Source organism: Methylocystis bryophila, from assembly GCF_027925445.1.
GTDB classification, from domain to species: Bacteria; Pseudomonadota; Alphaproteobacteria; order Rhizobiales; family Beijerinckiaceae; genus Methylocystis; species Methylocystis bryophila.
Window position 1 is genome coordinate 3,771,657 of record NZ_AP027149.1, and the last position, 24,940, is coordinate 3,796,596.

At 63.7% G+C, this 24,940-nt stretch carries 27 protein-coding genes; 10 read left to right on the forward strand and 17 right to left on the reverse strand.

Features of this window, described 5'->3' with window-relative positions; genetic code table 11:
* Window positions 1–181: 181 nt before the first annotated feature.
* The gene (locus tag QMG80_RS17415; RefSeq protein ID WP_085770334.1) at window positions 182–1,681 is read right to left on the reverse strand and encodes a DEAD/DEAH box helicase; all 1,500 of its coding nucleotides are present in this window, start codon (window positions 1,679–1,681) and stop codon (window positions 182–184) included.
* A gap of 425 nt (window positions 1,682–2,106) precedes the next feature.
* The gene (locus tag QMG80_RS17420; protein WP_085770336.1) at window positions 2,107–2,286 is read right to left on the reverse strand and encodes a YdcH family protein; all 180 of its coding nucleotides are present in this window, start codon (window positions 2,284–2,286) and stop codon (window positions 2,107–2,109) included.
* Between the two features lie 233 nt (window positions 2,287–2,519).
* Between QMG80_RS17420 and QMG80_RS17425 the strand changes: the two genes are divergently transcribed.
* The 3 genes from QMG80_RS17425 (at window position 2,520) to QMG80_RS17435 (ending at window position 4,625) form a co-directional block, all read left to right on the forward strand.
* Entirely contained in the window at window positions 2,520–2,738 is a 219-nt protein-coding gene (locus tag QMG80_RS17425; protein WP_085770337.1) for a YdcH family protein, read from the forward strand.
* Window positions 2,739–3,081: 343 nt separating this feature from the next.
* A complete protein-coding gene (purE, locus tag QMG80_RS17430) occupies window positions 3,082–3,558 on the forward strand; it encodes a 5-(carboxyamino)imidazole ribonucleotide mutase (protein ID WP_245300212.1) in 477 nt (158 codons plus the stop codon).
* Window positions 3,552–4,625: a 5-(carboxyamino)imidazole ribonucleotide synthase gene (locus tag QMG80_RS17435; RefSeq protein WP_085770339.1), complete on the forward strand. Its 1,074-nt coding sequence runs from the start codon at window positions 3,552–3,554 to the stop codon at window positions 4,623–4,625. The genes purE and QMG80_RS17435 overlap by 7 nt, the downstream gene beginning before the upstream one ends.
* A 26-nt stretch (window positions 4,626–4,651) precedes the next feature.
* Here the strand turns inward: QMG80_RS17435 and QMG80_RS17440 are convergent, their stop codons facing one another.
* Complete coding sequence (locus QMG80_RS17440) at window positions 4,652–5,989, reverse strand: SCP2 sterol-binding domain-containing protein (RefSeq protein WP_085770340.1); 1,338 nt, start codon at window positions 5,987–5,989, stop codon at window positions 4,652–4,654.
* A 151-nt stretch (window positions 5,990–6,140) separates the two neighbouring features.
* Here QMG80_RS17440 and QMG80_RS17445 point away from each other — a divergent pair, with 151 nt between their 5' ends.
* Window positions 6,141–6,725 carry a TetR/AcrR family transcriptional regulator gene (locus QMG80_RS17445; RefSeq protein ID WP_085770341.1) on the forward strand — a complete coding sequence of 195 codons (585 nt, stop codon included), beginning with the start codon at window positions 6,141–6,143 and terminating at the stop codon, window positions 6,723–6,725.
* Between the two features lie 4 nt (window positions 6,726–6,729).
* Here QMG80_RS17445 and QMG80_RS17450 read toward each other — a convergent pair whose 3' ends face one another.
* A complete protein-coding gene (locus QMG80_RS17450) occupies window positions 6,730–7,980 on the reverse strand; it encodes a cation:proton antiporter (protein WP_085770342.1) in 1,251 nt (416 codons plus the stop codon).
* Window positions 7,981–8,084: 104 nt separating this feature from the next.
* On the opposite strand from QMG80_RS17450, the gene QMG80_RS17455 reads away from it, so the two are divergent.
* Window positions 8,085–9,584, forward strand: coding sequence for a carbohydrate porin (locus QMG80_RS17455; RefSeq protein ID WP_281926144.1), 1,500 nt, complete (start codon window positions 8,085–8,087; stop codon window positions 9,582–9,584).
* A gap of 386 nt (window positions 9,585–9,970) precedes the next feature.
* Here the strand turns inward: QMG80_RS17455 and QMG80_RS17460 are convergent, their stop codons facing one another.
* Entirely contained in the window at window positions 9,971–10,096 is a 126-nt protein-coding gene (locus tag QMG80_RS17460; RefSeq protein WP_280950004.1) for a hypothetical protein, read from the reverse strand.
* 578 nt (window positions 10,097–10,674) lie between these two features.
* Between QMG80_RS17460 and QMG80_RS17465 the strand changes: the two genes are divergently transcribed.
* Window positions 10,675–11,385 carry a M15 family metallopeptidase gene (locus tag QMG80_RS17465; RefSeq protein WP_245300039.1) on the forward strand — a complete coding sequence of 237 codons (711 nt, stop codon included), beginning with the start codon at window positions 10,675–10,677 and terminating at the stop codon, window positions 11,383–11,385.
* 51 nt (window positions 11,386–11,436) lie between these two features.
* Window positions 11,437–12,492, forward strand: a complete 1,056-nt coding sequence (locus QMG80_RS17470) for an NAD(P)-dependent alcohol dehydrogenase (protein ID WP_085770344.1) — start codon at window positions 11,437–11,439, stop codon at window positions 12,490–12,492.
* A 111-nt stretch (window positions 12,493–12,603) separates the two neighbouring features.
* Here QMG80_RS17470 and QMG80_RS17475 read toward each other — a convergent pair whose 3' ends face one another.
* The 6 genes from QMG80_RS17475 to QMG80_RS17500 all read right to left on the reverse strand — a co-directional run bounded on the left by QMG80_RS17475 (window position 12,604) and on the right by QMG80_RS17500 (window position 17,140).
* Entirely contained in the window at window positions 12,604–14,208 is a 1,605-nt protein-coding gene (locus QMG80_RS17475; RefSeq protein WP_085770345.1) for a peptide chain release factor 3, read from the reverse strand.
* A 39-nt stretch (window positions 14,209–14,247) separates the two neighbouring features.
* Window positions 14,248–14,667 carry a type II toxin-antitoxin system HicB family antitoxin gene (locus tag QMG80_RS17480; RefSeq protein WP_085770346.1) on the reverse strand — a complete coding sequence of 140 codons (420 nt, stop codon included), beginning with the start codon at window positions 14,665–14,667 and terminating at the stop codon, window positions 14,248–14,250.
* Between the two features lie 4 nt (window positions 14,668–14,671).
* On the reverse strand, window positions 14,672–14,857 hold the full coding sequence (locus tag QMG80_RS17485) for a type II toxin-antitoxin system HicA family toxin (RefSeq protein ID WP_085770347.1): 186 nt from the start codon (window positions 14,855–14,857) through the stop codon (window positions 14,672–14,674).
* Window positions 14,858–14,924: 67 nt separating this feature from the next.
* Window positions 14,925–15,533, reverse strand: coding sequence for a cob(I)yrinic acid a,c-diamide adenosyltransferase (cobO, locus tag QMG80_RS17490; RefSeq protein ID WP_085770348.1), 609 nt, complete (start codon window positions 15,531–15,533; stop codon window positions 14,925–14,927).
* Entirely contained in the window at window positions 15,530–15,991 is a 462-nt protein-coding gene (gene queF, locus QMG80_RS17495) for a preQ(1) synthase (protein ID WP_085770349.1), read from the reverse strand. The genes cobO and queF overlap by 4 nt, the downstream gene beginning before the upstream one ends.
* Window positions 15,992–16,048: 57 nt before the next feature.
* Entirely contained in the window at window positions 16,049–17,140 is a 1,092-nt protein-coding gene (locus tag QMG80_RS17500; RefSeq protein WP_245300040.1) for a DUF2778 domain-containing protein, read from the reverse strand.
* Between the two features lie 391 nt (window positions 17,141–17,531).
* On the opposite strand from QMG80_RS17500, the gene QMG80_RS17505 reads away from it, so the two are divergent.
* A complete protein-coding gene (locus QMG80_RS17505; protein WP_085770352.1) occupies window positions 17,532–17,954 on the forward strand; it encodes a hypothetical protein in 423 nt (140 codons plus the stop codon).
* A gap of 151 nt (window positions 17,955–18,105) precedes the next feature.
* On the opposite strand, the gene QMG80_RS17510 is transcribed toward QMG80_RS17505, so the two are convergent.
* Entirely contained in the window at window positions 18,106–19,746 is a 1,641-nt protein-coding gene (locus QMG80_RS17510; protein ID WP_085770353.1) for a 2-isopropylmalate synthase, read from the reverse strand.
* Window positions 19,747–20,146: 400 nt separating this feature from the next.
* Here QMG80_RS17510 and QMG80_RS17515 point away from each other — a divergent pair, with 400 nt between their 5' ends.
* The gene (locus QMG80_RS17515; RefSeq protein WP_085770354.1) at window positions 20,147–21,499 is read left to right on the forward strand and encodes an O-linked N-acetylglucosamine transferase, SPINDLY family protein; all 1,353 of its coding nucleotides are present in this window, start codon (window positions 20,147–20,149) and stop codon (window positions 21,497–21,499) included.
* A 60-nt stretch (window positions 21,500–21,559) separates the two neighbouring features.
* On the opposite strand, the gene QMG80_RS17520 is transcribed toward QMG80_RS17515, so the two are convergent.
* A complete protein-coding gene (locus QMG80_RS17520) occupies window positions 21,560–22,261 on the reverse strand; it encodes an MOSC domain-containing protein (protein WP_085773469.1) in 702 nt (233 codons plus the stop codon).
* Between the two features lie 469 nt (window positions 22,262–22,730).
* On the opposite strand from QMG80_RS17520, the gene QMG80_RS17525 reads away from it, so the two are divergent.
* Entirely contained in the window at window positions 22,731–22,991 is a 261-nt protein-coding gene (locus tag QMG80_RS17525; RefSeq protein ID WP_085770355.1) for a hypothetical protein, read from the forward strand.
* Here QMG80_RS17525 and QMG80_RS17530 read toward each other — a convergent pair whose 3' ends face one another.
* The 4 genes from QMG80_RS17530 to QMG80_RS17545 all read right to left on the reverse strand — a co-directional run bounded on the left by QMG80_RS17530 (window position 22,992) and on the right by QMG80_RS17545 (window position 24,824).
* Window positions 22,992–23,609 (reverse strand): nicotinate-nucleotide adenylyltransferase, encoded by a 618-nt coding sequence (locus tag QMG80_RS17530; RefSeq protein ID WP_085770356.1) that lies wholly within the window; start codon window positions 23,607–23,609, stop codon window positions 22,992–22,994. It abuts the gene before it with no gap.
* Window positions 23,610–23,951 (reverse strand): type II toxin-antitoxin system RelE/ParE family toxin, encoded by a 342-nt coding sequence (locus tag QMG80_RS17535; protein ID WP_085770357.1) that lies wholly within the window; start codon window positions 23,949–23,951, stop codon window positions 23,610–23,612.
* Window positions 23,948–24,238: a type II toxin-antitoxin system ParD family antitoxin gene (locus QMG80_RS17540; RefSeq protein WP_085770358.1), complete on the reverse strand. Its 291-nt coding sequence runs from the start codon at window positions 24,236–24,238 to the stop codon at window positions 23,948–23,950. Before QMG80_RS17540 ends, QMG80_RS17535 begins: the two co-directional genes overlap by 4 nt.
* Window positions 24,239–24,335: 97 nt before the next feature.
* Window positions 24,336–24,824, reverse strand: coding sequence for a hypothetical protein (locus QMG80_RS17545; protein WP_085770359.1), 489 nt, complete (start codon window positions 24,822–24,824; stop codon window positions 24,336–24,338).
* Window positions 24,825–24,940 lie beyond the last annotated feature (116 nt).

The following is a 24,940-nucleotide window of genomic DNA, read 5'->3' on the forward strand; positions in this document are numbered from 1 at the left end:
AAACGGCAGGATGAGGCGCTAGCGCGTTTCCCGCTCGAACGGAATCGTTCGAGCGATAAGGAATCGCGCCAAATCAAAAGGGTGGAGCATGTCACGACCGGAAAACCGCTTCGCACTTTTCCGTTACATGCTCTAAGCGCCATATTGGGCTATTCGGGCGCGCCCGAAATCCAATCCGATCCTACTCTTCCGCGACCTTCGCCGGCTTGAAGACCACGGGACGCAGCAAGAACGACGGCACATGGTCGCCCAGGCCAATGACCGGCGGGCCGTCGTCCTCCATGCCGCGCGGACGGCGATCGCGTCGCTCAGCGAAAGCCTGCGCTCGCGCGGCGCGCGGCGCTTCGCTGCGCACGGGACGCACGGGCTCGCTGCGAACGGGCGCGGGGCGCACCGGCTCCGCACGCACAGGGCGCGCCTCTCCCTCGAAACCGCGCCGGCCAGCGCCGCGGCCGGCGTCGGCTTCAACCGCACGCGGCCCGCGTCCCCCGCCTCCGCGTCTGCCGCCTCGGCTGCGCTCATGCGGCCGACCGCTTTCGAGCGGCGGCGGCAGCTCGGAGATCCCCGGCCCCTCCCATTCGACCGATTTGCCGATCAGATCCTGGATCTGGTCGACATATTTCTTGTCGTCGGGCGTGACCAGAGTGATCGCGACGCCGGAGCGCCCGGCGCGGCCGGTGCGGCCGATGCGATGCACATAGTCCTCGCTATGCGTCGGCACGTCGAAGTTGAACACATGGCTGACGTCCGGAATGTCGAGCCCGCGCGCGGCGACGTCGGAGCAGACGATCAGCGACACATCGCCATTCTTGAAGGCGTCGAGCGAGGCCATCCGCGCCGGCTGGTCCATGTCCCCATGCAGCGCGCCGGCCGAGAAGCCGTGCTTCTGCAGCGAACGATGCAGGATCGCGACATCACGCTTGCGGTTGCAGAAGATGATCGCGTTCTTGAAATTGTCTGCCGAGCGGATCAGCGTGCGCAGCGTGTCGCGCTTCTCGGCGTGTCCGTTCGAGGCGACGAGAATCTGGCGGATCGTCGTCGCTGTCGTGGCGGCCCGGGAGACCTCGATACGCACCGGATTGTGCAGGAAGGCCTCGGTCAGACGCGTGATCTCGGGAGGCATGGTGGCCGAGAAGAACAGCGTCTGGCGCGTGAAAGGCACGAGCTTGCAGACGCGCTCGATGTCGGGGATGAAGCCCATGTCGAGCATGCGGTCCGCCTCGTCGATGACGAGGATGTCGATGCCGTTCAGCAGCAGCTTGCCGCGATCGAAGAAGTCGAGCAGGCGTCCGGGCGTCGCGATCAGCACATCGGCGCCGCGCATGATCTTGGCTTCCTGGTCGCCGAAGGAGACGCCGCCGATGAGCAGCGCGACGTTGAGCTTGTGATTGGCGCCGTAAACCGCGAAGGCTTCCTCGACCTGCGCGGCGAGCTCGCGCGTCGGCTCCAGAATCAGCGTGCGCGGCATGCGCGCCCGGGCGCGGCCCTGTTCGAGGCGGGAGAGCATGGGCAGGGTGAAGGCGGCGGTCTTGCCGGTGCCGGTCTGCGCGATGCCGAGAATGTCGCGTCCTTGGAGAGCCGGCGGTATGGATTGCGCCTGGATCGGCGTCGGGTTCGTGTATCCTTTCGCGCTCACCGCGGCGAGAACCTTTTGCGAAAGGCCGAGTTCGTCGAATGTCATCAAGTTTCCTGGCTACGGCGCTGGATATGGAAAAGCCCGCCCGCGCGTTGGCCGTAGGAAACGCGCAATGTGCTCAAGGCGCTACGCCTCTTCAAAAAGGGGCGGGCGAAAGGCGGAATTCGATCCGCCGGCGCTCTTTTATAACGTCTCGCCCCGCAAGGCGAGCAAAAACGACGCCAAGATGGGCTTTTGCGGCGCACCCGCCAATTATCGCATTATTTCAGAGACCGCGAGAGGCTTCTTCGCGCCGATGCCGGGACAAGGCCTTGGAAAGTCGAGCCCACAAATGCGGGCGGGTCCACAAAATAGAATCAAATATATCCTGAATAAAATCAGATAAACTTAAGGGGGGCGGAGATTTCTCCCCGCCCTAGCGTCGCCGCAGCGCGCTCACAAGGGCTTCGCTCGGCAAAAATCTCGCTCGCTTAGTGCAGCGTTTCAGCTTCCCTGATCTTGGAGAGCTCGTCCTTGATTTGCAGTTTCTTCTTTTTTAGCTCGAAAACCTTCATATCGTCTCGGGTCGGGTGCAGGCGCTCTTGCTCTATTTCTTTCTCAAGAGCCTCGTGACGGCGTTGCAATTCGACGACATGGCCTTGCAAGGACATCGGCAACCTCCTGGCTTAGACGGGGCCTTGACCCCGGACTCGTGAGTGTGACACATCCGCAACAAGCCGCAAGAAAAATATGTGGCGGTCGCGTCCCAAAACGGGACGAAAACGTCGGGCGCTGCGACCGCTCCGCCCTTGAAGATGACGCTCGAGACGGGCGATAATTGTTAGGACCACGCGAACCCGCCGCCCCTCGCCCAGAGCGGCGGCCGCAGCGCAGCAAAGCGACCATGGCCGACCAATCAAGCGACGCCGAAAAGGCCGCCATTCGAGCAGAGATCGAGCGGCTGCGACTCGAGCACGGCGATTTGCAGGCGGCGATCGACGCGCTGCTCGCCATGGCCGGCGCGGATCAGTTGCAAATCCAGCGCTTGAAGAAGCGCAAGCTCGCCTTGCGCGACCGCCTGCAGCGGCTCGAGGACGAGCTCACGCCGGATATCATCGCTTGAGCTGAAGCTGCGGGGCGGCTGCTGGCCCTGCGGAGGCAAGGCTCGCACGCCGCGAAAGTCGCTTGGCCCTGCCCGCCTTTTCGCGAATATGTTTGATTTCTTTACTCTGAAAGGTTCAGTCCGTCGCCGGACAGCATATGCATAGTAAAGCTGATTATAATGCGAGCATCAGCCGGGAACGCGTCTCGCGGTCCGTAATCTGCATAGAGGGGCAAAGCCGTGAAAATGCCTACCCAAAGCGCGCTTGCGCCGGGGCGGCGCTTCCTCTATGCCGCAGGGCTTCCCTATCAAATATCGGAAGCGGAATGTTGTGACCAAAGTGTCGAAACCCGTCGCCATTATCATGGGTTCTCAGTCCGACTGGGCGACGATGCGCCACGCGGCCGAGACGCTGAAGGCGCTCGGCGTCGGCTATGAGGCGCGAATCGTTTCGGCGCATCGCACCCCCGGCCGGCTCGTCGCCTTCGCCAAGAACGCCGAACGAGAAGGCTTCGAGGTGATTCTCGCCGGCGCCGGCGGCGCGGCGCATCTGCCGGGCATGACGGCGGCGATGACCAATCTCCCGGTTCTCGGCGTGCCGGTCGAAGCGACGTCGCTCTCCGGACTCGATTCGCTGCTTTCGATCGTGCAGATGCCGGCCGGCGTGCCGGTCGGAACGCTTGCGATCGGCAAGCCCGGGGCGATCAATGCGGCGCTGCTCGCGGCGGCCATTCTGGCGCGTTCGGACGCCGCCCTGAACGAGCGCCTCGCGCAATATCGCACGAAGCAGACAGAGAGCGTCGACGAACGCCCGGTGGAGGAGGCGCTGGCCGCGTGCTGAGTCCCGGCGCGACGATCGGCGTTCTCGGCGCCGGCCAGCTCGCACGCATGTTGGCGCTCGCCGCCGCACGCCTGGGGTTCAAGACGCATGTCTTCGCCCCGAGCGCCGATGAGCCCGCCTTCGACGTTTGCGCCGCGCGCACGATCGCGGCCTATGACGATCCCGACGCGCTCGACGCTTTCGCCAGAGCCGTCGATGTCGTCACTTATGAATTCGAGAACGTGCCGGCGGCGACGGCGGAATTCCTCGATGCGCGCCGCCCGGTGCGTCCCAATCCGCGCGCCCTGGCCTTGACCCAGGACCGACTCGTCGAGAAAGAGTTCGTGCAAGGCCTCGGCGTCGAGACCGCGCCTTTCGCGGACGTTCCAGATGCGGGCGCGCTGGCCCGCGCCGTGGCGAAGCTCGGGCGTCCGTCGATCCTCAAGACGCGCCGCCTCGGTTATGACGGCAAGGGGCAGGTTGCGATTCGTGGCGGCGGAGATCTCGGCGCGCTTTTTCGCGCGCTTGGCGGCGCGCCCTGCATCTTGGAAGGCTTCATCGATTTCGTGAAAGAAGTCTCCGTCGTCGCGGCGCGCGGCGTCGACGGAGAGTTTCACGCCTATGACATCAGCGAGAACCAGCACGAGAACCACATTTTGGCTGAGACGCGCGCGCCGGCGGCGATCCTTCCCGAGACTGCGGTCCGAGCGAAGGAGATCGCTCGCCGCATCGCCGAGGCCGAGGATTACGTCGGCGTGCTGGCCGTGGAGCTCTTTCTCGTGAAGAGCGGACGCAGCGAGCGGCTCATCGTCAATGAGATCGCGCCGCGCGTCCATAACTCCGGGCATTGGACGCTCGACGGTGCGCTGACCTCTCAGTTCGAGCAGCATGTCCGCGCGATCGCCGGCTGGCCGCTCGGCTCCACGGCGCGTCTCGGGCGCGTCACGATGCGTAATCTCATCGGCGACGACGCCGAGCGTTGGCCGGAGATCGCGGCGGAAGACGGCGCCTGCCTGCATCTTTACGGCAAGCGCGAGATTCGCGCTGGGCGCAAGATGGGGCATGTGACGCGAATCGAATTGGAATAGTCGTCGTCTTGTAGCGGTATTGCCGATCAGGTCGCGAAACATCTGCCGAAAGCTAGCAGGAGCTTGGGCGGCCCCTTTATGCGCAGCCGCCCTGTCAGCAGCATCGAGGCAAGGCTGCGCTCCTTGTAGACGAAGGCGAGCCAGGACTTTGACTCCGTGACGACGGCGATATCCGCCTTGCCGACATGTCCATCGGAAATTGCGAGTTGACGATTTCGTACGACAACTGTCGCCTTGCGAGATTGCGTCCCCGTGAAGGTGAAGTGATAGATCGCCTCCAAGCCTTTCGCCTTCCCTCGCTGGAACACGAGCGAGAGGCCCTGGAGAAACCCGTCGATCGTGCGCGGGCGTAAGCCGCCGCCGACAAGTCGAATGGCCTTATGCGGAAAGCGCCGCCGCGCATAATCCTCGGCGTCAGAGCCGGCGACGACATAGAGCGGCTCCTTCTTCTGCACCAGAGGATCGAGCACTTCCCTTGCGAAGGCGGCCCGATCGGCATTGTAAGGTCCGATCACATCTTCGCCCGCAGGACAAACAGCGATGCAATAGGCCGCCTTGTAGTTCGCGCCGAAGGAAAGGCTCTGCCACATCGAGGATTGCTCCGCGTCGCTCACTTTGCTCCGCAGAGCGCGCGCGTCACGGCTCTCGGCGATCGTCTCGACCCAGTCGGTGAAACCACCCATGAATTCGCGGTAGTTGTGCGTGAAGCAGGCGCCGAAGTTGAAATAGCCGTCGGGCGCGATGGCGCCGACGGGACAAGCCGCGACGCAGAGCTTGCAGGAAAGGCAGGGATTGAAGTCGATCGGCCGGGTCTGCGTCGTGACATCAGCGTCGATGAGCACGACGCCAAGATTGATGAAGCTGCCGAATTTCGGATGGATCACGCTACGATGGATGCCCATCTGGCCGAGTCCCGCTGCGACCGCCACCGGCTTTAGCGCGACGACCCAAATGCGTCCCGGATATTCGTCCATCTCCATGGGAAAGGCCGCCGAAGGATTGACCGCGCGGATCCCATGGCGCGCCAACCGCCTCACGATCTCGGCCGCCACGTGGTTGACGTGTTCATAATTGCGATGGAATTCCAGATTGCCGATTGATCGCTGCGAGCTCCTCACATTGTCCGGATTGAGGCGCGTGACGATGCTGATCAGCGTGCGCGTCCGCGGAAAGGCCTCGAGGATATGTGGCCTTTCTTCGGCAATCTCCTCGCGGTCGATCGAGACGAAGCCTACGTCCTCGGCGCCGGCCTCGAGCGCCAGCTCGCGAAGCCAATGGGAGTCAACCGCGGAAGGCGCTCCTCCCCCTTGGGGCGCGGCGCCTGCGATCTTTGAGGACTCGGTCTCTGAGGACATTGCGGTCATCGTCGGGCTCCCTGCATCTTGAGGCGCTCTGCCTTCAATCCCGGGGATGCGCTCTTAGAAGCGCTCCAGGAATTTTGATGATGCTTGTAATCTTTCGTAATGATGATATCAATCATCTATCGAGTCAAGACCCTACTCAAGGTGAAGGCCCATGCGGGTTTCCAAGGAAACCGTCGCCGACCACCGCAAGAAAATCCTGTCAGCGGCCTCGACGATGCTGCGCGAAAGAGGAATCGAAGGCGCGAGCGTCGCCGATCTCATGCAGGCTGCAGGGCTCACGCATGGCGGCTTCTATCGACATTTCCCCTCGAAGGAGGCGCTCGTGGTCGAAGCCACAACCGCGACCTTTGACGCGCTCCTGGCTCGGCTCGACGCATGGTCCACTGAAGCAGGACATGCGGCGGCGCTCGCCAAATATGTCGACAGCTATCTATCGCCGCGCCATGTCGAACGTCCCGCGATCGGCTGTCCCATCGCCGCCTATGGCGCCGAGGTCGGGCGCGAAAATCCGCAGGTGCGCGCCGCCTTCAACGCTGGAGTCGATCGCTTGCTCAACTGGATCGCCGGCGGACTCGCCTGCGCGGACTCGGAGAGAAAAGAACGAGCCATCGAGCTGCTCGCTTTGATGGTCGGCGCCGTCGTCACGGCGCGAGCGGTTGGCGAGAAGAGTCGCGTTCGAGCCGTGCTGCAGGCCGCGCGTCGCCGCGCTGAGGCGATCGCGACGAGGCGAGAGTGATCCCCTACCCCAGGCTCTCCCCCGGGCAGGCCCGCCGCACCGCATAGTCGATGACGAGCGGCCCAAAGATCTGCGAGAGCATCACGCCCATCAACACGACGGATATCGCTGTTTCCACCATCTGTAGGCTGGCGAGCGGCAAGGCGCGCACTGTCGGCGCCGCAGCGAAGGCGAGCATGAGGCCCATGGCCAGCCCGCCTTGCGAAGGGAAGCACAGCCCGAGATATTTCTGTGTCGGCGCGTCGAGGCGCAGCGCGTGCGCGGTCGCATAAATCGCCGCGTATTTGCCAGCGAAACGCGCCAAAGTGTAGCCGGCCGCGGCAAGCACAATGAAGAGATTTGTGGCGTCCTCAATGGGAAGATGCGCGCCAGCGAGCACAAAAAAGATAATGTACAGGGGTTCTTCGATGTCGGTGATGGCGCGCTGCACGGTCGTGCGATCGGACTCGCTCGACCCGTTGGCGATGACGACGCCCATCGCGAGCGGCGCAAGCAGCTGCGAGAGGCCCAGCGCCACGGCGGCGCCAATGGCGAGCAGCAGCAGGCTGTAGAGCAGAGCATGCACCCGCTCCTCGCATCCGGGGCTATGATCGGCGATGACGCTTCGCGCGATCAGGAAAAGACCGCCAAACGCCGCGCCCGCCAAGAGCGAGTTCGCCTCGTTGAGCGCCGCGAATTCGATCGAGACGCGGACCCCTGCCGCCGAGTCGTGCAATCCCAACGCGGCCACTGTCGCCGCGGAGACGACGCTGAAGATCAATACGGTCGCCGCATCGTTGAGAGCGAGAATGCCGAACGCGCGGTCGATGAAGGGACCGGATGCGTTGCGCCGGCGGATCACCGCATAGGTAATGGTCGGCGCCGTCGCTGGCGCTGCTGCGGCAACGATGAGCGCGGCCTGCCACTTCATGCCGATGAGGGCCTCCGTTCCCATCACGATCGCGAAGGGGACGAGGAGCTGGGCGATCGCAAGCAGAGCGACGCTCGTACCCAGCGAGCGGATGCGCCCAAAGGTCAGCCGGCTGCCGATACAAAAGGCGATCACCGCAAGCGACGCCTGCGAGAAGCCGCCGAGATTGTCGAGCGCGGACCGGGATAGCACCGCGAGCGCGTCCGGGCCGACCAGAACGCCGGCGACGATCGATCCGATGATCCAGGGCGCGCTGAGGCGCTCGGCGCCCGCGCCAAACAGCGTTCCCAAAAGCAAGATGACGCCGAGGAGAAGCAGCGGGTTCATGAGATCCTGTGCCAACATCGTCACCGCCCCTGCGAAGACCCAAGCGATAAAGAGCGAAACGACACGCTGTCGGCTCCAGGATACACGCAGCAGGCTGTCTTAGCATTTTCATGAAATGTGTCTTGAATCCAATCTCCTGCGACGGCGCGGGGTGGAGACGTTTCGTGCGGGGCTTTCCGGCGACAAAGCCGATGATCCTGATCTTCGCCTGCTCGCCTTTCGTCGCGACTTCCACCAGCGCGCATGGAGCCTCGAGGGAAGAGCCTTCCGTCCTGCAGACGATCCCAGACGCTCCGGAACTGGCCGACGCGAATGCGCTGCGATCGCGCCTCGAGCAGGCCGGCGCACGGTTCCAGTTCACCTATTATGGCGACTCCTTCGCCAATCCATCCGGTGGCGTGAGACAAGGCTTCGGCTATGACGGCCGCGCCAGCGCCATATTCGACGCTGACCTTTCAAAGATCGCCGGCTGGCCGGGCGGAAGGTTCCGCGCCAGCGCCTACCAAATTCACGGCTCGAGTTTCAGCGCCAACACGCTCGACAATCTCATGCTGGTGAGCAGCGTCGAGGCTCCCCCCTCGACAAGGCTTTTCAGTCTCTGGTTTGAGCAGTCATTCGGTTCCCAAGCGAGCCTGCGGATCGGTCAATTGGGCGCGGACCAGGAATTTTTGATCAGCAACAACGCCAATCTCTTCGTGAATGCGACCTTCGGTTGGCCTGTGCTCCCGAGCAACGATCTCCCGAGCGGCGGCCCCAGCTATCCGGAGGCGACTCCGGGCGCGCGGCTCGCTGTGAAGCCGACCGATGGCGCCACCTTAAGATTGGCTGTGTTCAACGGAGACCCCGCGGGTCCGGGTCCTGGCAATCCCGTCAATCGCGATCCGAGCGGGCTTGCTTTTCGGTTGCGAGATCCTGCGTTCCTGATCGGCGAGATCGCCTACGCCTACAACCAGGATCAGCTCAGCGTTTCGCACGACAACCCTCGCCTGGAGGGCGACGCGACAGGCTCGACGACGCAAGCGCGATCTTTCATACGAACGCAGGACTCCTACCTCCCGGGCACGATAAAGCTCGGCGCCTGGCTCCACATGGGCCGCTTCGCGGATCAACGTTTCAATGTGCTCGGCGGACTGCTCGCCATCTCCGGACTCCCGCCACAGAGACATCGCGGCGATGCAGCTGTCTATGGCGTCATCGATCAGGCGGTGTGGAAAACCGAAGATCGCAGCTTGGGCGTCTTCGCTCGAGGCGTGGCGACAGCGAGCGACCGCAACCCCGTCGATCTCTATGCCGACCTGGGCTTTACGCTGATGGGAATGTTTCCGACACGTGAGAAGGACGCCGCCGGAGCAGCGTTCGCAATCGGTCGTATCTCCCCAGTCGCCCAGGCCAGCGATCGCGATGCGGTCGCTGACAGCGGCGCGCGAAACCCCATTCGCGACTATGAAGCAACGTTCGAAGCGAGCTATAAAATCGCGATGAGCGGTCAATGGAGCCTGCAGCCTGACATTCAACTCGTCTTCCATCCTGGCGGCCATATCGCGAATCCGGTGAATCCGATGAGCGCCGCGCCGATTCCAAATGCGGTGGTTTTCGGATTGCGCACCGCGCTTAGATTCTAGCGGAATGACTGCGGCGAGGCCTCGCTGCATCTTAACGACGCGACCGGCTCTCGAGCACAGGCGCAATATGCGTCGGCCACGCTTGTTCTCTCGACGGGGCTTTCTAGCTCCCCTGCAGCGTCAAGTCGCCGCGCAAGATATCCACGGGCTTTGCCGCTGGAGATTGGACGGCCAGAACCGTCATTGTTCCCGTCCTCTGCTCTATCCAGCCGCCACAGGAGCGCCTCGCCGCCACCGACACGCCTGGCCGATCCGCTGTGTGATGAGACATCGAAGCTATGTGACCCTGCTGAGGCGCCGACGCCGCGACCGCAGCGCCACGACTCTTGCGTGAGCGGTCGCAAATGCGCTTTGCAACGACACCGCCGGCGGGCGCGCCGGAGAGACTATTTGACCATCACAATCTTCTGCTGGTCTTCGTTAGGCAGCGTCCAGATGAAATAGCCCGCCGCTGCGACGAAGATGACATAGACCAACGCGTAGCCCAGGGTGCGAACGACATGCGTGTTCATGGTTTCGTTTGTCTCCACCGTGCTCGGCTTACTGACGGTCGACCGACGTTTTGCGGTCGCGTGGATTTCCGTTGCATGTGGTCCCCCTACAGGCTTCGGGCAAGGTGTCGCCTTGACGCAGGGGTCGACGATGCCGGCAGCTGCTGACGCGATAGAGCGCATCGTCGCTTTTCATTCGCCGCACGATCTTTCCCTGCCTAGCAGTTAAGCCAGTAAAGTCAATAGGTTGAACAGCAAGCGCGACCGAGCTCGAGATAAGCCGTCGAAGCCCATGTCCAAGGGCAGACCCGGCAGCGGCTAAAGGGCGCGGTCTCGAGTGTGCGTCAATCACTTGAAGCCGCGTCCCCATCGCGTGGAAGCACGCGATCGAAACGGATTAAGCTCCAGATGGCCGCGACGGCGATGGCGCTCTCTAAAAACCATGGAGCCTCGCTCCTTTTGAAGATAGTGTCCGTCCGAAGCGCCGCGACGGCGACCTCGGGCGCGCCCCAAGTTTTTTCGCTGAGCCCGTCACGACGCCGTCGCGTCCCCCTTTTGTCGTCCTTTGCGTCTCCCGCATCCTCGCTACGCTTCGACCCATGCCCTCCACAATTCCGCCGACGATCAAAATCATGCAGAGCTTCATGGAGCAGAGTTTCGCGCGGCGAGGCGCGCTCGTCGCGATCGTTTTCGCTTTCGCGCTCGGTTCGGCCGCCAGCGCCGGAGACGCGCGCGTGAGCGTCACGTCTATTCCCGACGATGTGTGGAGCTACATGCAGGGACGATCCTGGCATGGCGAGCGCTCTTGCCCGCAGAGAAGCGAGCTCGCGCTCTTGCGGATTCCCTACCACGATTTCGACGGCCGCACGCAGATCGGTCCGATGATCGTCGCCAGGAAAGTCGCGAGCAAGGTCGCCGCGATCTTTCAGGAGATCTACGACAGCGGCGAATTCCGCATTTATCGCATCGCGCTCGTCGACGATTATGGCGGCGACGACGATCGGTCCATCGCCGCCAACAACACGAGCGGCTTCAACTGCCGCACGACCGAGGGCGGCGGGGTCTCACAACACGCGTTCGGCCTGGCGGTCGACATCAACCCCGTGCAGAACCCCTATGTCGCGCATGGCGTCACCGAGCCCGAGGCGGGTAAGGCCTATGACGCGCCAGCGAAGCGCCATGCCGGAATGATCGGAGTCATCGTCAAAGGGGACGTGGTCTACAAGGCTTTCGCCAAGCGCGGCTGGGGCTGGGGCGGCGAATGGGCGCGCTCCAAGGACTACCAACATTTTTCGGCCAGCGGCCATTGAGCGGGGCGTTCGGCGCGACGCTTGCATCATGTCTCATCACGAGAGGACCCGATGACAACCAAGGCTTTCGGCTACGCCACGCATTCCGCGACTTCGAAGCTCGCGCCTTTTCATTTCGAGCGGCGCGGACTCCGGCCCGACGATGTGATGCTCGAAATCCTCTATTGCGGCGTCTGCCATTCCGATCTGCATCAGGCGCGCGACAATTGGAAAAACTCGATCTATCCGATGGTGCCCGGTCACGAGATCATCGGGCGCGTGGTTCGCTTCGGCGAGGATGTAACGCGCTTCAACATGGGCGACTTTGCTGGCGTCGGCTGCATGGTGCACTCATGCCTGACTTGCGACGCCTGCGAAGCCGATCTCGAGCAATATTGCCGCTGCGGCGCGACCTTCACCTATAATGCGATTGATCCACGCGACGGGCAGCCGACCTATGGCGGCTATTCCGACACCATCGTCGTCTCCGAGCGCTTCGTCGTGAAAGTCCCGAAAGGGCTCGATCTCAAAGGCGCGGCTCCCCTGCTTTGCGCGGGGATCACGACCTGGTCGCCGCTGCGCCATTGGAAAATCGGCAAAGGCGGCAAGGTCGCGGTGACGGGGCTCGGCGGCCTTGGGCATATGGCGATCAAGCTCGCCAAGGCGCTCGGCGCGGAAGTGTCCCTCTTCACACGCTCGCCCGGCAAGGCGGAGGACGCGCGGCGTCTCGGCGCCGACGCGATCATTCTCTCCACCGACGCGTCGCAGATGGAGGCCGTGAAAGGCAAATTCGATCTCATTATCGACACTGTGCCCTACGCGCATGATCTGAACCGCTATGTCGCGACGCTAGCGACGAGCGGCGCGCTGGCGCTCGTCGGCTATCTCGGCCCACTCGATCCGGCTCTCGACACGATTCCGCTGATCTTCGGGCGCAAGTCCATCGGCGGCTCGCTCATCGGCGGCATGGCCGAGACACAGGAGCTTTTCGATTTCTGCGGCGAGCATGGCATCGTCTCCGATGTGGAGATCATCCGCATGAGCGAGATCAACGAGGCATATGAGCGTCTCTTGAAGAGCGACGTGAAATATCGCTTCGTCATCGACATGGCGACGCTGCGGGAGTGATCCCTTATCCGAATGATCGCCGCTGTCATCGCCTCCCCGCGGGGCACGGCTATGCCGTCGTGGCTGGGCTCGAAGATAGGCGCTGCTCTCGCAGTCGAAGGGAGCGCGCGCTCAGCGCGTGGCGCCTTTCTGATAGTCCTTCACATCCGAGAACCCAATCGCCGGATTGCGCTCGGCGTCGTAGTTCAGCGAGAAGGCCGAGGACGCCATGAACACGGGGTCGCCGTCTATGTCGTCGGCGACCGCGGTCGTGTTGGCGTCGAGAAAGCTTTTCAGCTTGTTCTTGTCTTCCGAGCTCGCCCAGCGGCAGAGGGTGAAGCGCGTCTGCTCATATTTGGTCTCGAGGCCGTATTCGGCCGCAAGCCGCGTCGCAAGCACGTCGAGCTGCAGCGCGCCGACGACGCCGACGATCGCGCCGGAGCCGTCGCGGGGCGTGAAGAGCTGCACCACGCCCTCCTCGGCAAGCTGGCGCAGCGCTTCCTTCAGCTTCTTCGCCTTCATCGCGTCGCCGATCGTGATGCGGCGCAGGATTTCCGGCGCGAAGCTCGGCACGCCGCGAAAGACGAGATCCTCGCCTTCGGTCAGCGTGTCGCCGATGCGCAAGACGCCGTGATTGGGGAGCCCCACCACGTCGCCGGCATAGGCCTCATCCGCGATGGAGCGGTCGCGGGCGAAGAAGAACTGCGGCGCGTTGAGGCTCAGGGACTTCCCCGTGCGCACGACCTTCGCCTTCATGCCCCGCGTGAGCTTGCCGGAGCACACGCGCATGAAGGCGATGCGGTCGCGGTGGTTCGGGTCCATGTTCGCCTGGATCTTAAAGACGAAGCCGGTCATCTTCGGCTCGCTCGCCTCGACCTGACGCTTGTCCGCCTCCTGTCCGCGCGGCGGCGGCGCATAGGCCGCCATGGCGTCGATCAGATCGCGCACGCCGAAATTGCGCAAGGCGCTGCCAAAAAAGACGGGCGTGAGATGACCCTCGCGAAAGGCCTTCAGATCGAAGGGCTTGCTCCCTTCCTCGGCAAGCGCGGCTTCCTCGCGCCAACCTTCGACCTCGAAGGGCGGCAGGAGCGCCGCGAGCTTCTCGTCGTCGAGCCCCGAGACTTTCAGCTCCTCGTCGTCCTTGTCGAGCCTGCGCACCGATTTCGTCGCAAAACGATAGGTGCCGGCGAAGGTCTTGCCGCGGCTCAAGGGCCAGGTGACGGGCGCGGCGTCGAGCGCTAGCGTCTTCTCGATTTCGTCCAGAAGCTCGAAAGGGTCTCTCGCTTCGCGATCGAGCTTGTTGATGAAGGTGACGATCGGAATATCGCGGAGCCGACAGACCTCGAAGAGCTTGCGCGTGCGCGCCTCGATGCCCTTGGCCGCGTCGATCACCATTACCGCGGCGTCGACGGCGGAGAGCGTGCGATAGGTGTCTTCTGAGAAGTCCTCGTGGCCCGGAGTGTCGAGAAGATTGAAGACGCAGCCCGCATATTCGAAGGTCATCACCGAGGTGACGACCGAGATCCCGCGCTCGCGCTCAATGCTCATCCAATCGGAGCGCGTCTGCTGGGCGTTGCGCTTGGCGCGCACCTCGCCGGCGAGCTGAATCGCGCCGCCGAAAAGCAGCAGCTTTTCGGTGAGCGTGGTCTTGCCGGCGTCGGGATGCGAGATGATCGCGAAAGTGCGCCGGCGCGAGATCGGATCGGTGAGCGGAGACTTGGGCAGGGGGGCGTTCATTTGGGGGGTTTAGCGCGAACACTCAACGATGGCGAGCGCTCACGCCGCGGCTCTGATGACAACCTCCATGGTTCGCCCCAGCGCGGCAAAGGCCCGCTCGATCGCATCGAGGCGGGAAGCGTGGCGAAGGTCGAGCAGCCGGTCAATCTGCGGCAAAGCGACGCCGAGGCGCTTGGCGAGCGCCGCCTTGCCGACTCCATCCGCCCGCATGGCGCGGTAAAGCTCGATCTTGGCGACGGAGAGCGCGGCCAAGGAGACGTAGTCCTGCCCTTTCGCCTTGGGGGACGGGATGTCCTCGCGCGCCGACATGAAGCCCATGATCGCGGTTTCGATGGCGTCGGCGGCGCGCGCCAGCGCGTCTTCCCGGTCCTCGCCAAAGGTGACGGCCTCGGGAATATCAGGCGCGGTGACGAGAAGCGTACCATTGTCGTCGGGAACGAGAGTCACGGCGTAGCGCATGACGTCACTCCTTGATGTCGAGTTGCTTCAAGATTGCCAGCCACAGGCCCTTGCCGATCTCCTTCGACCCGCCGTGCTGCGGGAGCACCGAGCGCTTGCCATTCAGCGTCACGATCAGAGGGCCGCCTTTGCCAGGCGCGAAGGTTGCGCCCTTCTTGGCCAGATAGCGCTTGGCCTGAGCGCTGTTCATTCACACAACATATGTGTTATGTCCAGGAAGTCAACACAAGTGTTGCGCGAACTCCTACCGCCCGCGCTCAAAACTCGATCCCCTCCTGCGCTTTCACGCCCGCGGCAAAGTGGTGCTTCACCGGCGTCATCTCGGTAACGAGATCGGCGATCGCGATCAGCTCCGGCTTGGCGTTGCGGCCCGTCACGACGATGTGGAGATCGGGACGGCGCGCGACCAGCGCGGCGATGACCTCATCCAGCGGCAGGTGCTCGTAGCGCAGCGCGATGTTGAGCTCGTCGAGGATCAGCAGGCGCAGGTCCGGCTCAGCCATCAGCGCCAGGGCCTTCTCCCAGGCGCGGCGCGCCGCCGCCTCGTCGCGCGCGCGATCCTGCGTCTCCCAGGTGAAGCCCTCGCCGAGCGTGTGCCACGCGACCTTCTCGGCTCCGAGCGCCTCGAGCATTTTGCGCTCGCCGCTCATCCATTGGCCCTTGCCGAACTGGACCACCCCGATGCGCCAGCCGTGCCCCAGCGCGCGCAACGCCAGGCCGAAGGCGGCGGTGGACTTGCCCTTGCCCGCGCCGGTGTGGACCATCAGCAGGCCCTTGGCGGAAACCGTTTTTTCGGCAAGCCGCGCGTCCTGCAGCGCCTTCCGCTTCGCCATCTTGAAGCGATGGCGCTCACTGTCCTCGCTCATCCGCGGCCGCGATAGGGCGCAACGCCCTGGTCGGGAAGCCACAGCCCTTTGGGCGGCTCGCCGCTCTGCCAGAACACGTCGATCGGAATGCCGCCGCGCGGGTACCAATAGCCCCCGATGCGCAGCCAGAGGGGCGAGAGCGCGGCCTTGAGGTCAAGCGCGATTCGCACGGTGCAGTCCTCGTGGAAGGCGCCGTGATTTCGAAAGCTCGCCAGATAGAGCTTCAGCGATTTCGATTCGACCAGCGTCTCGGCGGGGACATAATCGATGACGAGATGCGCGAAGTCGGGCTGGCCCGTCACCGGGCAGAGCGAGGTGAACTCGGGCGCGGTGAAGCGGACGAGATAGGTCTCGCCCTTATGCGGATTGGGAACGAGATCGAGCTCCGCCTCGTCGGGAGAAGCGGGAAGCGGCGCCCTCTCGCCGAGAAGCGCCGCGCCCTTGTGGGTCTTTGTCATGCCGGCAGTTGACCGCCGCCGATCGAGCGCGTCAAGCGCCCGAGCTCAGCGGATCGATCAAAGATGCGCGACCACCGCGAGCCGCTTGACCTGGCCGCTCTGGAAAGCGCGCAGAAAGGCCTGATAGTCCCTGAAGGAGACGCAGCCGTTCGAATCGCCGCGCGGTCCGAGCATGTAGGTGTGGGCGAGCAGGCCCGAGCGTCCGAAGACGTTGCCGCTGATCGGCGTCAGGCGAAGCGCCGCGACGCCGTGGAAGAGCGCCTCGCGCGGCGTGAGCGAATAAAGGGCGGGCGGCGTCGGTCCGCGCATGCGCGTATGCACCTGAGACGGATTATCGAAGCTCTCGCCGAGGCCGGAATGCGCCTCGAGCTTGCGGCCGTCGGGGAGATAAACGGCGCCGGCCGAGATGTCGTAGACGGCGGTGAAGCGATCCGAGCCGAGCTTGGCGCTGTCTTGCGATTCGGTCGCCTTGGCGATCGAGGTGACGCCGCCGCCGGCCTCCGGCGAGGCGTAGGCGAGCGCCTGACCCTGCTTCTCCGCAGGGGCGCTGGAGCGGCCGAAGAGCTTCTCGAAGATGTTGCGATTGTCGATGGCGGTATTGGCGGCCTCTTCGCCATCGCGGTGCGCAAGGCGGCGGGCCAGAGCCTCTTCGGCGCGACTGACGAGGGCCGCGATCTTGCCCGGGCGGCGCGGCGGCAGCGGCGTGGCCTCCGATTCCTCGAGCGCGGCCTGCTGCGGAACGACAGTGGTCTCGCTTCTCAGCTCGGGCTTCGTCTCGAGCTTGGCGACCTTCTGAGCCGGCGCGCTGACGGCGGCCGGCGCCGCTTCCGGAGCCTTCATGGCCAGCTTCGGCGAAGGCGCCGGCGCTTCCTCCTCGGGGAGGGCCGCGACTTCAGGCTCGAGGCTCGCACGCATGCCCATGGCAATGGTCTCGGCGACGTCTTGAGCGGTAGCCGCGGGAAACTGGGATCCCCGGGCGGTCGGCGCGAGCTTGTCAGGATCATTCGCCCGCGGCTCCAGCGAACCATAGACGCAGGCGAGGAAGGCAAGAGACAGGCCGCAGACGACAGGAACGGTCGGCGACACGATATTGCGAGACAAGCGATCCAATACCAGCGCGCGCATCTTTACCCCAATCTGCTGCGTCATGCGTTCCCGCTCCCCAAAGGAATCTCACAAGAGCCTTTCGACTTGCCTAACGTTCGCGATTTCCCGGACAGCTCCGGTGCTCAGCGAAGTGGGCGCGACGAATGCGACAAGCCTCAAGGAAACAGGCTTTCAAGGCTTCGGCTGGACGCGAATGCGGCGATTTGGGGAAGAGATGTGGCGCCTCTGGGGCGTCGCCCGAAGGCCAAGCCGCGCCGGGAGCGAAGCGCGACAAAGTTCAGACGCTCGCCGCGCCATTTCGTCGCGCGGTCGCGCGCCACGAAGATCGCCGACGCTTGAACGAGAGACGCAGCCGCCCTACCCTTCGGCTTGCGAAGCGGAACCGCATGGGACGGCGGCGCAAGATCGATCTCAGCGAACAGGATTAGCGGCGATGAGCGAATGGCAATATCAGATCCGCATCAATCTTTGCGACGAAAGCGCCGAAATCGCGCGCGGCAATCCCCAAGACCTCAGATTGGGGCCGCTGCCCGGCATTCTCGCGCGTCGACAGGCGACGCTCACGAACCAATACGCCGCCTTCGCGAATTATTGCGCCGAGGCCGAGAAGAACGGCGTCGAACATTACCCGCTCTACAAATGGACCAAGGCGACGATCGACGATCCCGCGAAAAAGACGAAATACGGCCTCTCCTTCACGATCTATGTGAACGGTGAGGAGGTCTACGCCAAGGACATCGCCGACGCGCTGGAGACAGAGTTGCAGCCGCTTGTCGGCAAAGGCATGATCACAAGCCTCGCCAAGCACGACACCAACCCCGCCCACAACCCGCAGCCGCCGGCGCATCTGCGCTGACGAGGGTTTTCTGTTAGGGGCCGAGACATTCACTGGGTACACCGAGCGAGCCTGGAGGCTCGCGGTCCACTGGATCGCGAGCCTCCAGGCTTGCTTCGATTCAGGAGAAGAACGACCCCGAGCGACCCAGCGCTCGAGGCCTTTGTCGGCTTTACCCCGCCTGCATCGCCTCGGGCTTCGTCTTGCCGCGCTTCGTCATCAGCCGGTTGAGAGCCGAGACGTAAGCGCGCGCCGAAGCCACCAGCGTGTCGGGATCGGCCCCGCGGCCGGTGACGGACTTGCCGTCCTCGGAGAGCCGCACCGAGACCTCGGCCTGCGCGTCGGTGCCCTCGGTGACGGCATGCACTTGGAACAGCTCCAGCGTCGCTTCGTGCGGCGCGAGCGCCTTGATGGCGTTGAAGATCGCGTCGACCGGGCCGTTGCCCGTCGCCTGATGCGTGCGCTTGTCGCCGCCGATGTCGAGAGTGAGCGCCGCCGACTGCGGCCCATGCGTGCCGGCCATCACCATCAAGGCGTCGACCTTGATGAATTCATGCGCATTGACGATCTCGTCGTCCACCAGCGCGATCAGATCGTCGTCATAGACGATCTTCTTGCGGTCGGCCAAATCCTTGAATCGCTTAAAGGCGTCCTCGAGCGCATTGTCGCCGAGCTCGTAACCCAGCTCCTTCAGCTTCTCGCGGAAGGCGTGGCGCCCCGAGTGTTTGCCCATCACCAGCGCCGTCTTGGCGACGCCGACGCTCTCGGGCGTCATGATCTCATAGGTGAAGGCGTTCTTCAGCATCCCGTCCTGATGGATGCCGCTCTCATGCGCGAAGGCGTTCCGACCCACGATCGCCTTGTTGTATTGCACTGGAAAAGAGGTCACGGCCGAAACCAGCTTTGACGCGCGCGTGAGGAGCTTCGTCTCGATTCCGGTGTGGAAAGGCAGCGCGTCGGGACGCGTGCGCATCGCCATGACGATCTCTTCGAGCGCGGCATTGCCGGCGCGCTCGCCGATGCCATTGATCGTGCACTCAATCTGCCGCGCGCCGGCCCGGACGCCCGCCAGCGAGTTCGCCACCGCGAGCCCCAGATCATTGTGACAATGCACCGAGAAAATCGCCTTGTCGGCGTTGGGCACGGCTTCTCGCAGGCGCGTCAGCAGCGATTCATATTCGGCGGGCGTCGTGTAGCCGACCGTGTCGGGGATGTTGATCGTCGTCGCGCCGGCCCGGATGGCGATCTCCACCGCGCGGCAGAGGAACTCGAACTCCGTGCGCGTGCCGTCCTCGGCCGACCACTCGACGTCCTCGACATGATTGCGCGCGCGCGAGACCGAAGAGGCGACCATCTCCAGCACCCGCTCCGGCTCCATCTGCAGCTTGTATTTCATGTGCAGCGGAGAAGTGGAGATGAAAGTGTGGATGCGCGGGCGCTTCGCGTCCCGCAGCGCCTCGGCGCAGCGGTCGATGTCCTTCTCGGAGGCGCGCGCGAGGCCCGCGACAGAGCCAGTTTTGACGCGCTTCGCCACCTCGCTCACCGACTCGAAGTCGCCCTGGCTCGCGATCGGAAAACCCGCCTCGATCACGTCGACGCCCAGGGCGTCGAGAATATCCGCGACCTCGAGCTTCTCCTCCAGCGTCATAGAGGCGCCGGGCGACTGCTCGCCGTCGCGCAGCGTCGTGTCGAAGATGACGACGCGATTGGCGTCGTCGCGCTTGTCGGCTTGGCGCGGCGCGTCCTGGCGCGGCGCGTCCTGGCTCGGCTCTTGGGCGCCGTGATCGTGTTGCGTGTGCTTATGCTTGGACATGGATCAAATTCCGTTTCGACGGGCCCGGGTGACGGGCGGCTTCACTGTTCTTCTCGCAAGCTCAATTCCCCCAAACGCCTGGGCCGAAGGCCCTTCGTGCGCTCAGGGGCGGCTAAGAAGCAGCAGGAAAGCGTCGAGACGCGCGAGAGCCTCCGCCGGGATGCGGATTTGCGGATCGGCCGGGGCGAAATATCGCGCCACGCTCAGTCATCCTCATCTCGCGGCCGGGAGAGGCCGGGTTCAAGCCCAAGAAGAATAGTCGCCTTCACTCCCCCTGACAAGCCGTTTCAGACGGGGTCTCTGGCGCGAAGATTGCGTCGCAAAGGCTGGCGGTCGCCGATAGCCGACATTCCTCGGCTAAAATCCGGGCGCAAAGGCGGGTCCCCGTCGGAAAGACCCTATGCGCTCCTTTATTCGCACGCGTCCCCTTTGCGAATGGGATGATTTCGACAGTCGCGCCGCCTTCGCTCGCTCTCGCTTGGCCGGCGGGGACGGCGCGCTTCCACCCTTCGTGCTTCTCGCGGAGCCTGGGCTCTCGTCGGCGGAGCAACGCGCCTGCTCGGAAGGCTGGATGCGCGAACGGCTCGCGACGGCCGAAGCGCGGCGCGCAGAACTGGCGTTTCGGTTTCCGCCTTGGCTCGACGATCGCAGGAAGATCAAGCTTGGATATCTGTCCAACGACTTTCAGGATCACGCCACGGCGATGTTGCTTGTGGAATCTTTGGAGGCGCGGGACCAAGCGCGTTTCGAGCTCCACGCCTATTCCTACGGACGAGACGACGGCAAGGAAATGCGCGCGAGGCTGCGCCTCGCCTTCGATCGCTTCAACGACATCGGTCCGCTCTCCGATGTGGAGGCGGCGAAAGCCATTCATGGCGACGGCATCGACATTTTGATCGATTTGAAAGGCTTCACGCAAGGCACGCGCACATCGATCCTCGCCTTGCGGCCCGCGCCCATCCAGGTGAATTATCTCGGATATCCCGGAACGCTCGGACCAGGACTCTGCGACTATATTATCACCGACAAATTCTGCACGCCGGCGGCTAGCGCCGGCGATTACGCGGAATCCTTCGCCGTTCTGCCGCATTCCTACCAACCGCACGGGTGTCGTGACGCAGTCGCTCCCGCGCCCGGTCGAGCCGAGGCAGGACTTCCTGAGGAAGGCTTCATCTTCTGCTGCTTCAACCAGGCCTTCAAATTCACGCCTGTGATATTCGATGTGTGGTGTCGTCTGCTCGACAGCGTGCCGGGAAGCGTGCTGTGGCTCCTCGCCAGTCGCGAAGCGGAAGGCAATCTGCGCAATGAGGCTTGGAAGCGCGGCGTCGACGGGGCTCGGCTGATTTTCGCTGGCGACCTCCCGCACGCCGAGCACCTCAGGCGTCTTCAGCTCGCCGACCTCGTGCTCGACACATCGCCTTATGGCGCTCATACGACCGCGAGCGACGCGCTTTGGGCCGGCGTGCCCGTCGTCACCCGGCCAGGCTCAACCTTTCCCTCGCGCGTCGCGGGGAGCCTTCTCCATGCGGTGGGGCTTCCGGAGCTCGCTGTCGAGGATCAAGCCGATTATTTCGACCTGGCTCTCGCGCTCTCGCAGGACGCGGAAAGGCTGGGAAGGCTGCGTCAAACGCTGGCGGGCAACCGCCCGAGCGCGCCACTGTTCGACGTCAAAGCCTATACGTTGGCCTTGGAGACGCTCTACGCGAGAATGTGGGCGCGCCACCAAGGCGGACTGCCACCCGGCGCTGTCTGAGGAGACGAGAGCGCGATACGAAAAAGTGGAAGGCGGCGAGGTGAGCTTCAAGGCGGGGACTTAGCCGCGCTTGACGGTCTCGCCATAGAGCCGCTCGCTCCAATCCTCGATCTTGCCGGAGTCCAGTCGCCGTCTGGCAAGATCGCGCCAGTTCTGGGCCAGTTCCGGCAAAGCGGCCATGCCTCTCAGTCCCTCGCGGTCGCCGGTCCTGAGGTAGAGCAGATGGTGGAGACGCTCGAGACTCCATTCGGGGCAGCGACGCTCGACGAGTTGCAGAGAGTCTTCGGGCTGCGCGACGCCAGTCTCGAGGACACGATAGTACCAGCCGGCGCGCCCGCTCGACTGCACCCGCGCCGCCATGTCCCTGCGCGAGAAGCGGCGATTGAGCTTCCAGCAGGGCTGCCGGCCCTGACTGACCTGCAGCAAAGCGCCCCCAAATCGAACGATGTCGCCGACGCAGACATTCGCCTCCGTCCAGCCGGTCGTCGCGAGATTTTCGCCGAAGGCCCCGGGCTGCCGCAAAAGGGCGTCCTCGCCAATCTCGCCCGCCCAGATGGCGTAATGTTCGAGGGGATAGTGATGCAGCGCCTTCTCCCGCCCGCCGTGATGCTTGAGGTCCGCCTGCGCGTCTCCGGCGAGCCCCAAAGGCCCGATCCACCAGGGCGCGGGCGCCGGACGCTTGTCGATCGCGCTGACACGGCCGTCGTCGCCGAGCGGCGCCACGGCTCCGACCAGCACGGCGGGACGAGCCGCGGACGGCATCGAAACAAGATCGTCGCGGCGGCGCTCCTCGACGGCCGCGATCATGACGCGGCTGGAGATGGTCTTCGTGTGATCATCGCCCCTTCCCTATCGCCTGCCGACTTGCGCGACGGCCTGTTCCATCCTGAGCGACTCCGCAAAAGTTGACAGGCATTTGCGATCGGAATTCGCTCCAGCCCTTTGATATAACGCGATCGCTTATCGCTCGCACCACTCCTGCAAGCGCTCGAACGCCGGCGGCCGCGCCGCCTTAGATCACGCTGCGTTCAGGCGGAATCGCCTGAACGCAGAAAACGTGATCGATTCTAAAAGTTTAGAGCGCGATTTGCGCGAAAAACCGGTCTCCGCTTTTTCGCATCGCGCTCTAGCCGTTCCAGCGTGTGACTCGTCGAGCTTGGGAGGATAGCATGGGGCAACGGCGGCGGCCCAATCTACACGCAACGCCGCGACATGCGGCAAGGACAGGACCATGAGCAACGAACATCCCCGAAAGCCGCCACAGTTCAAGATTTCGCGCAGCCTCTACTATGTGACCGCCGCCGTCGTCGGCATGTCGATTTTTGTCACCTTCTTTCTGAGAAACCCCTACACGCAAGCCGTGTCCGGGGATTATTATGAAAAGCACCCCTATGATGAGACCTCCGTCTGGACGCTCGTTCTCGTGATCGTGCCGGCCATCGGCGTCGCCGCCGCCATCTACACCTGGTTTCGGCAACGCCAGCAGGGCTGATCAGGGTCCCCGCGAGGCGCGCAGGGCCGTCGAGGAGAGCGCCGAGCGCCGCGCATGCAGGATCAGCAGAGCGGGCGGACGCGCCTGGGCGAATATGGCCGCGTCGCCCTCCGGCCAGCGCGCCTTGCGCAGCGCCTGCGCCGTGCGCGCCGACTCGGTTTTCAGCGTGGCGCCGGGCCGGTCGATCACCGCGATAGGAACAAGATCTGCGATGTCCCGCCAGTGGCGCCAGCGGTGGAAGGACAGGAGATTATCCGCCCCCATGATCCAGACGAACTGGACGCCCGGACAGCGCCGCCGCAGGTGACGCAGCGTGTCATAGGTGAAGCGCGTGCGAATTTGCGCCTCGACTCCGGTGACCACGATGCGCGGATGTTTCGCCAGCGCCCGACAAGCGTCGATGCGAGCGTCGAGCGCCGCCGGTCCCTCCTTCAAGGGATTGCCGGGCGTGACCAGCCACCAAAGCCGATCGAGCCTCAGGCGACGCAGCGCGATTCGGGAAATGGCGAGATGGCCCGCGTGCGGCGGATCGAAAGAGCCGCCAAGCAGGCCGATGCGCAGACCCGGCGGATGTGGGGGAAGGCGGGGGAGCAGCGGCCGGGAGCGGGCATTGTTCAACTACTCGGCCTCCGGCGGCAGATGGCGCGCCAACTCCATGCATTCATGCAAGATTCGCGAAACCTGGATTATATTGCCAGCGGCGGCGCGATACAAAATCAGATGGCGTCCACGCCGGCCTTTCCGCGCAACGTGAAGCGTACGAAGATCGGGGAGAATCTCGCCGCGCGCTTTGCTGCCGGATATGTTGGGGCCGGCCTCGAGAGCTGCGAGCGCCTCGACGAGGGTGAGGCGATAGACTTCGAGCTGGCGCTCGCCAAACGTCTCCAAAGTTGTTTCGAGTATGTGCTGAAAGTCTCGCTCGGCCGCGTCGCTGAGATGGATACGCCAGCGTTCCGTCACGCCTTTTTTGCGCCGGAAACGACCGCATCAGCGACGCGATCCAGGTGAGCGATCAGCGCGGACGCGTCAACAAACTCCTTGAATTCGCCCCGATCCAAGGCGTTGAAACCAACCTGCGCGGCGGCTCGAAGCGCTTCGAGCTTCGCAGCATCCTCAGCTTCACGCATTTCGATCAGACGCAACCCGTCGCGCAGCACTTCACTCGCGTCCTGGTAACGACCGCTTCGAACCAAAGCGTCGACAAGGGTCGCTTGGCGTTCAGTCAGCACGACGCTGTGTGTCGGCATATGGCCTCCTCCAGACTAACAAGCTAGCAGACGTGGCGTACAATGCCAATCTGCGCTTGGTGAAACCTTACAAAAGGAGGGAATTTACCGATTGCGATCAAATGGAGATAACACGATATGTGACCAATATCCAAAGCATCAGGAAAGGACCCAAAAGCATGAAGCCCGTTTCACAGAGGAATAATGCGAGTGAATATTTGTTTCTTCGCCTTGAAAGCTCAGCAATGCTAATGCTTTCATAGTCGTCTCCATCGGATTCCGCGGATAAGATTTTCGGCCCGATTATATGTAAGCATCGCAAATCAATCCAAGCGGCGTAAACGAATAGGGCCAGAAAAACGAAAATACCCCCACGAATAAGGCGCGCGTCGGGAGCCTGGCCATCCACTAGGCCCAGCGAAAAGATCAGCCCCGCGATCGCTACAGATATGAATGTCAGCAGCGCCGCGCTCTTGGAGTCGAGAACGGACATGTCGTAAACCACGCTTTCGCTGATCGCATTCATTCCGGGGCTGGCTTTGACGCGGACAACATGGTACCTTCGCTCTTGTTCCGGCGTGATATTGAATTTGGCCCAGGAGATCATCTGTTCGGCTCCCTCCGATGTCGATTGGTCCACGAGCTAGACATAGGTTCTTGCCGCTTTGTGACGGCCCGAGGGCCGCTCGAGCCCTGTCTTCTTCTCGCCGGCCGCGCGGGCCG

What these genes read in the sequence shown, in the direction of transcription:
- QMG80_RS17465 (WP_245300039.1), top strand. Translation starts at nt 10,675, where the DNA reads ATGCCCTCCACAATTCCGCCGACGATCAAAATCATGCAGAGCTTCATG.
- QMG80_RS17470 (WP_085770344.1), top strand. Translation starts at nt 11,437, where the DNA reads ATGACAACCAAGGCTTTCGGCTACGCCACGCATTCCGCGACTTCGAAG.
- QMG80_RS17440 (WP_085770340.1), bottom strand. Translation starts at nt 5,989, where the DNA reads ATGACCGCAATGTCCTCAGAGACCGAGTCCTCAAAGATCGCAGGCGCC.
- QMG80_RS17485 (WP_085770347.1), bottom strand. Translation starts at nt 14,857, where the DNA reads ATGAACAGCGCTCAGGCCAAGCGCTATCTGGCCAAGAAGGGCGCAACC.
- cobO (WP_085770348.1), bottom strand. Translation starts at nt 15,533, where the DNA reads ATGAGCGAGGACAGTGAGCGCCATCGCTTCAAGATGGCGAAGCGGAAG.
- QMG80_RS17505 (WP_085770352.1), top strand. Translation starts at nt 17,532, where the DNA reads ATGAGCGAATGGCAATATCAGATCCGCATCAATCTTTGCGACGAAAGC.
- QMG80_RS17460 (WP_280950004.1), bottom strand. Translation starts at nt 10,096, where the DNA reads ATGAACACGCATGTCGTTCGCACCCTGGGCTACGCGTTGGTCTATGTC.
- QMG80_RS17445 (WP_085770341.1), top strand. Translation starts at nt 6,141, where the DNA reads ATGCGGGTTTCCAAGGAAACCGTCGCCGACCACCGCAAGAAAATCCTG.
- QMG80_RS17510 (WP_085770353.1), bottom strand. Translation starts at nt 19,746, where the DNA reads ATGTCCAAGCATAAGCACACGCAACACGATCACGGCGCCCAAGAGCCG.
- QMG80_RS17480 (WP_085770346.1), bottom strand. Translation starts at nt 14,667, where the DNA reads ATGCGCTACGCCGTGACTCTCGTTCCCGACGACAATGGTACGCTTCTC.
- QMG80_RS17500 (WP_245300040.1), bottom strand. Translation starts at nt 17,140, where the DNA reads ATGACGCAGCAGATTGGGGTAAAGATGCGCGCGCTGGTATTGGATCGC.
- queF (WP_085770349.1), bottom strand. Translation starts at nt 15,991, where the DNA reads ATGACAAAGACCCACAAGGGCGCGGCGCTTCTCGGCGAGAGGGCGCCG.
- QMG80_RS17425 (WP_085770337.1), top strand. Translation starts at nt 2,520, where the DNA reads ATGGCCGACCAATCAAGCGACGCCGAAAAGGCCGCCATTCGAGCAGAG.
- QMG80_RS17475 (WP_085770345.1), bottom strand. Translation starts at nt 14,208, where the DNA reads ATGAACGCCCCCCTGCCCAAGTCTCCGCTCACCGATCCGATCTCGCGC.
- QMG80_RS17515 (WP_085770354.1), top strand. Translation starts at nt 20,147, where the DNA reads ATGCGCTCCTTTATTCGCACGCGTCCCCTTTGCGAATGGGATGATTTC.
- QMG80_RS17540 (WP_085770358.1), bottom strand. Translation starts at nt 24,238, where the DNA reads ATGCCGACACACAGCGTCGTGCTGACTGAACGCCAAGCGACCCTTGTC.
- QMG80_RS17450 (WP_085770342.1), bottom strand. Translation starts at nt 7,980, where the DNA reads ATGTTGGCACAGGATCTCATGAACCCGCTGCTTCTCCTCGGCGTCATC.
- QMG80_RS17415 (WP_085770334.1), bottom strand. Translation starts at nt 1,681, where the DNA reads ATGACATTCGACGAACTCGGCCTTTCGCAAAAGGTTCTCGCCGCGGTG.
- QMG80_RS17545 (WP_085770359.1), bottom strand. Translation starts at nt 24,824, where the DNA reads ATGATCTCCTGGGCCAAATTCAATATCACGCCGGAACAAGAGCGAAGG.
- QMG80_RS17420 (WP_085770336.1), bottom strand. Translation starts at nt 2,286, where the DNA reads ATGTCCTTGCAAGGCCATGTCGTCGAATTGCAACGCCGTCACGAGGCT.
- QMG80_RS17520 (WP_085773469.1), bottom strand. Translation starts at nt 22,261, where the DNA reads ATGCCGTCCGCGGCTCGTCCCGCCGTGCTGGTCGGAGCCGTGGCGCCG.
- purE (WP_245300212.1), top strand. Translation starts at nt 3,082, where the DNA reads ATGGGTTCTCAGTCCGACTGGGCGACGATGCGCCACGCGGCCGAGACG.
- QMG80_RS17525 (WP_085770355.1), top strand. Translation starts at nt 22,731, where the DNA reads ATGAGCAACGAACATCCCCGAAAGCCGCCACAGTTCAAGATTTCGCGC.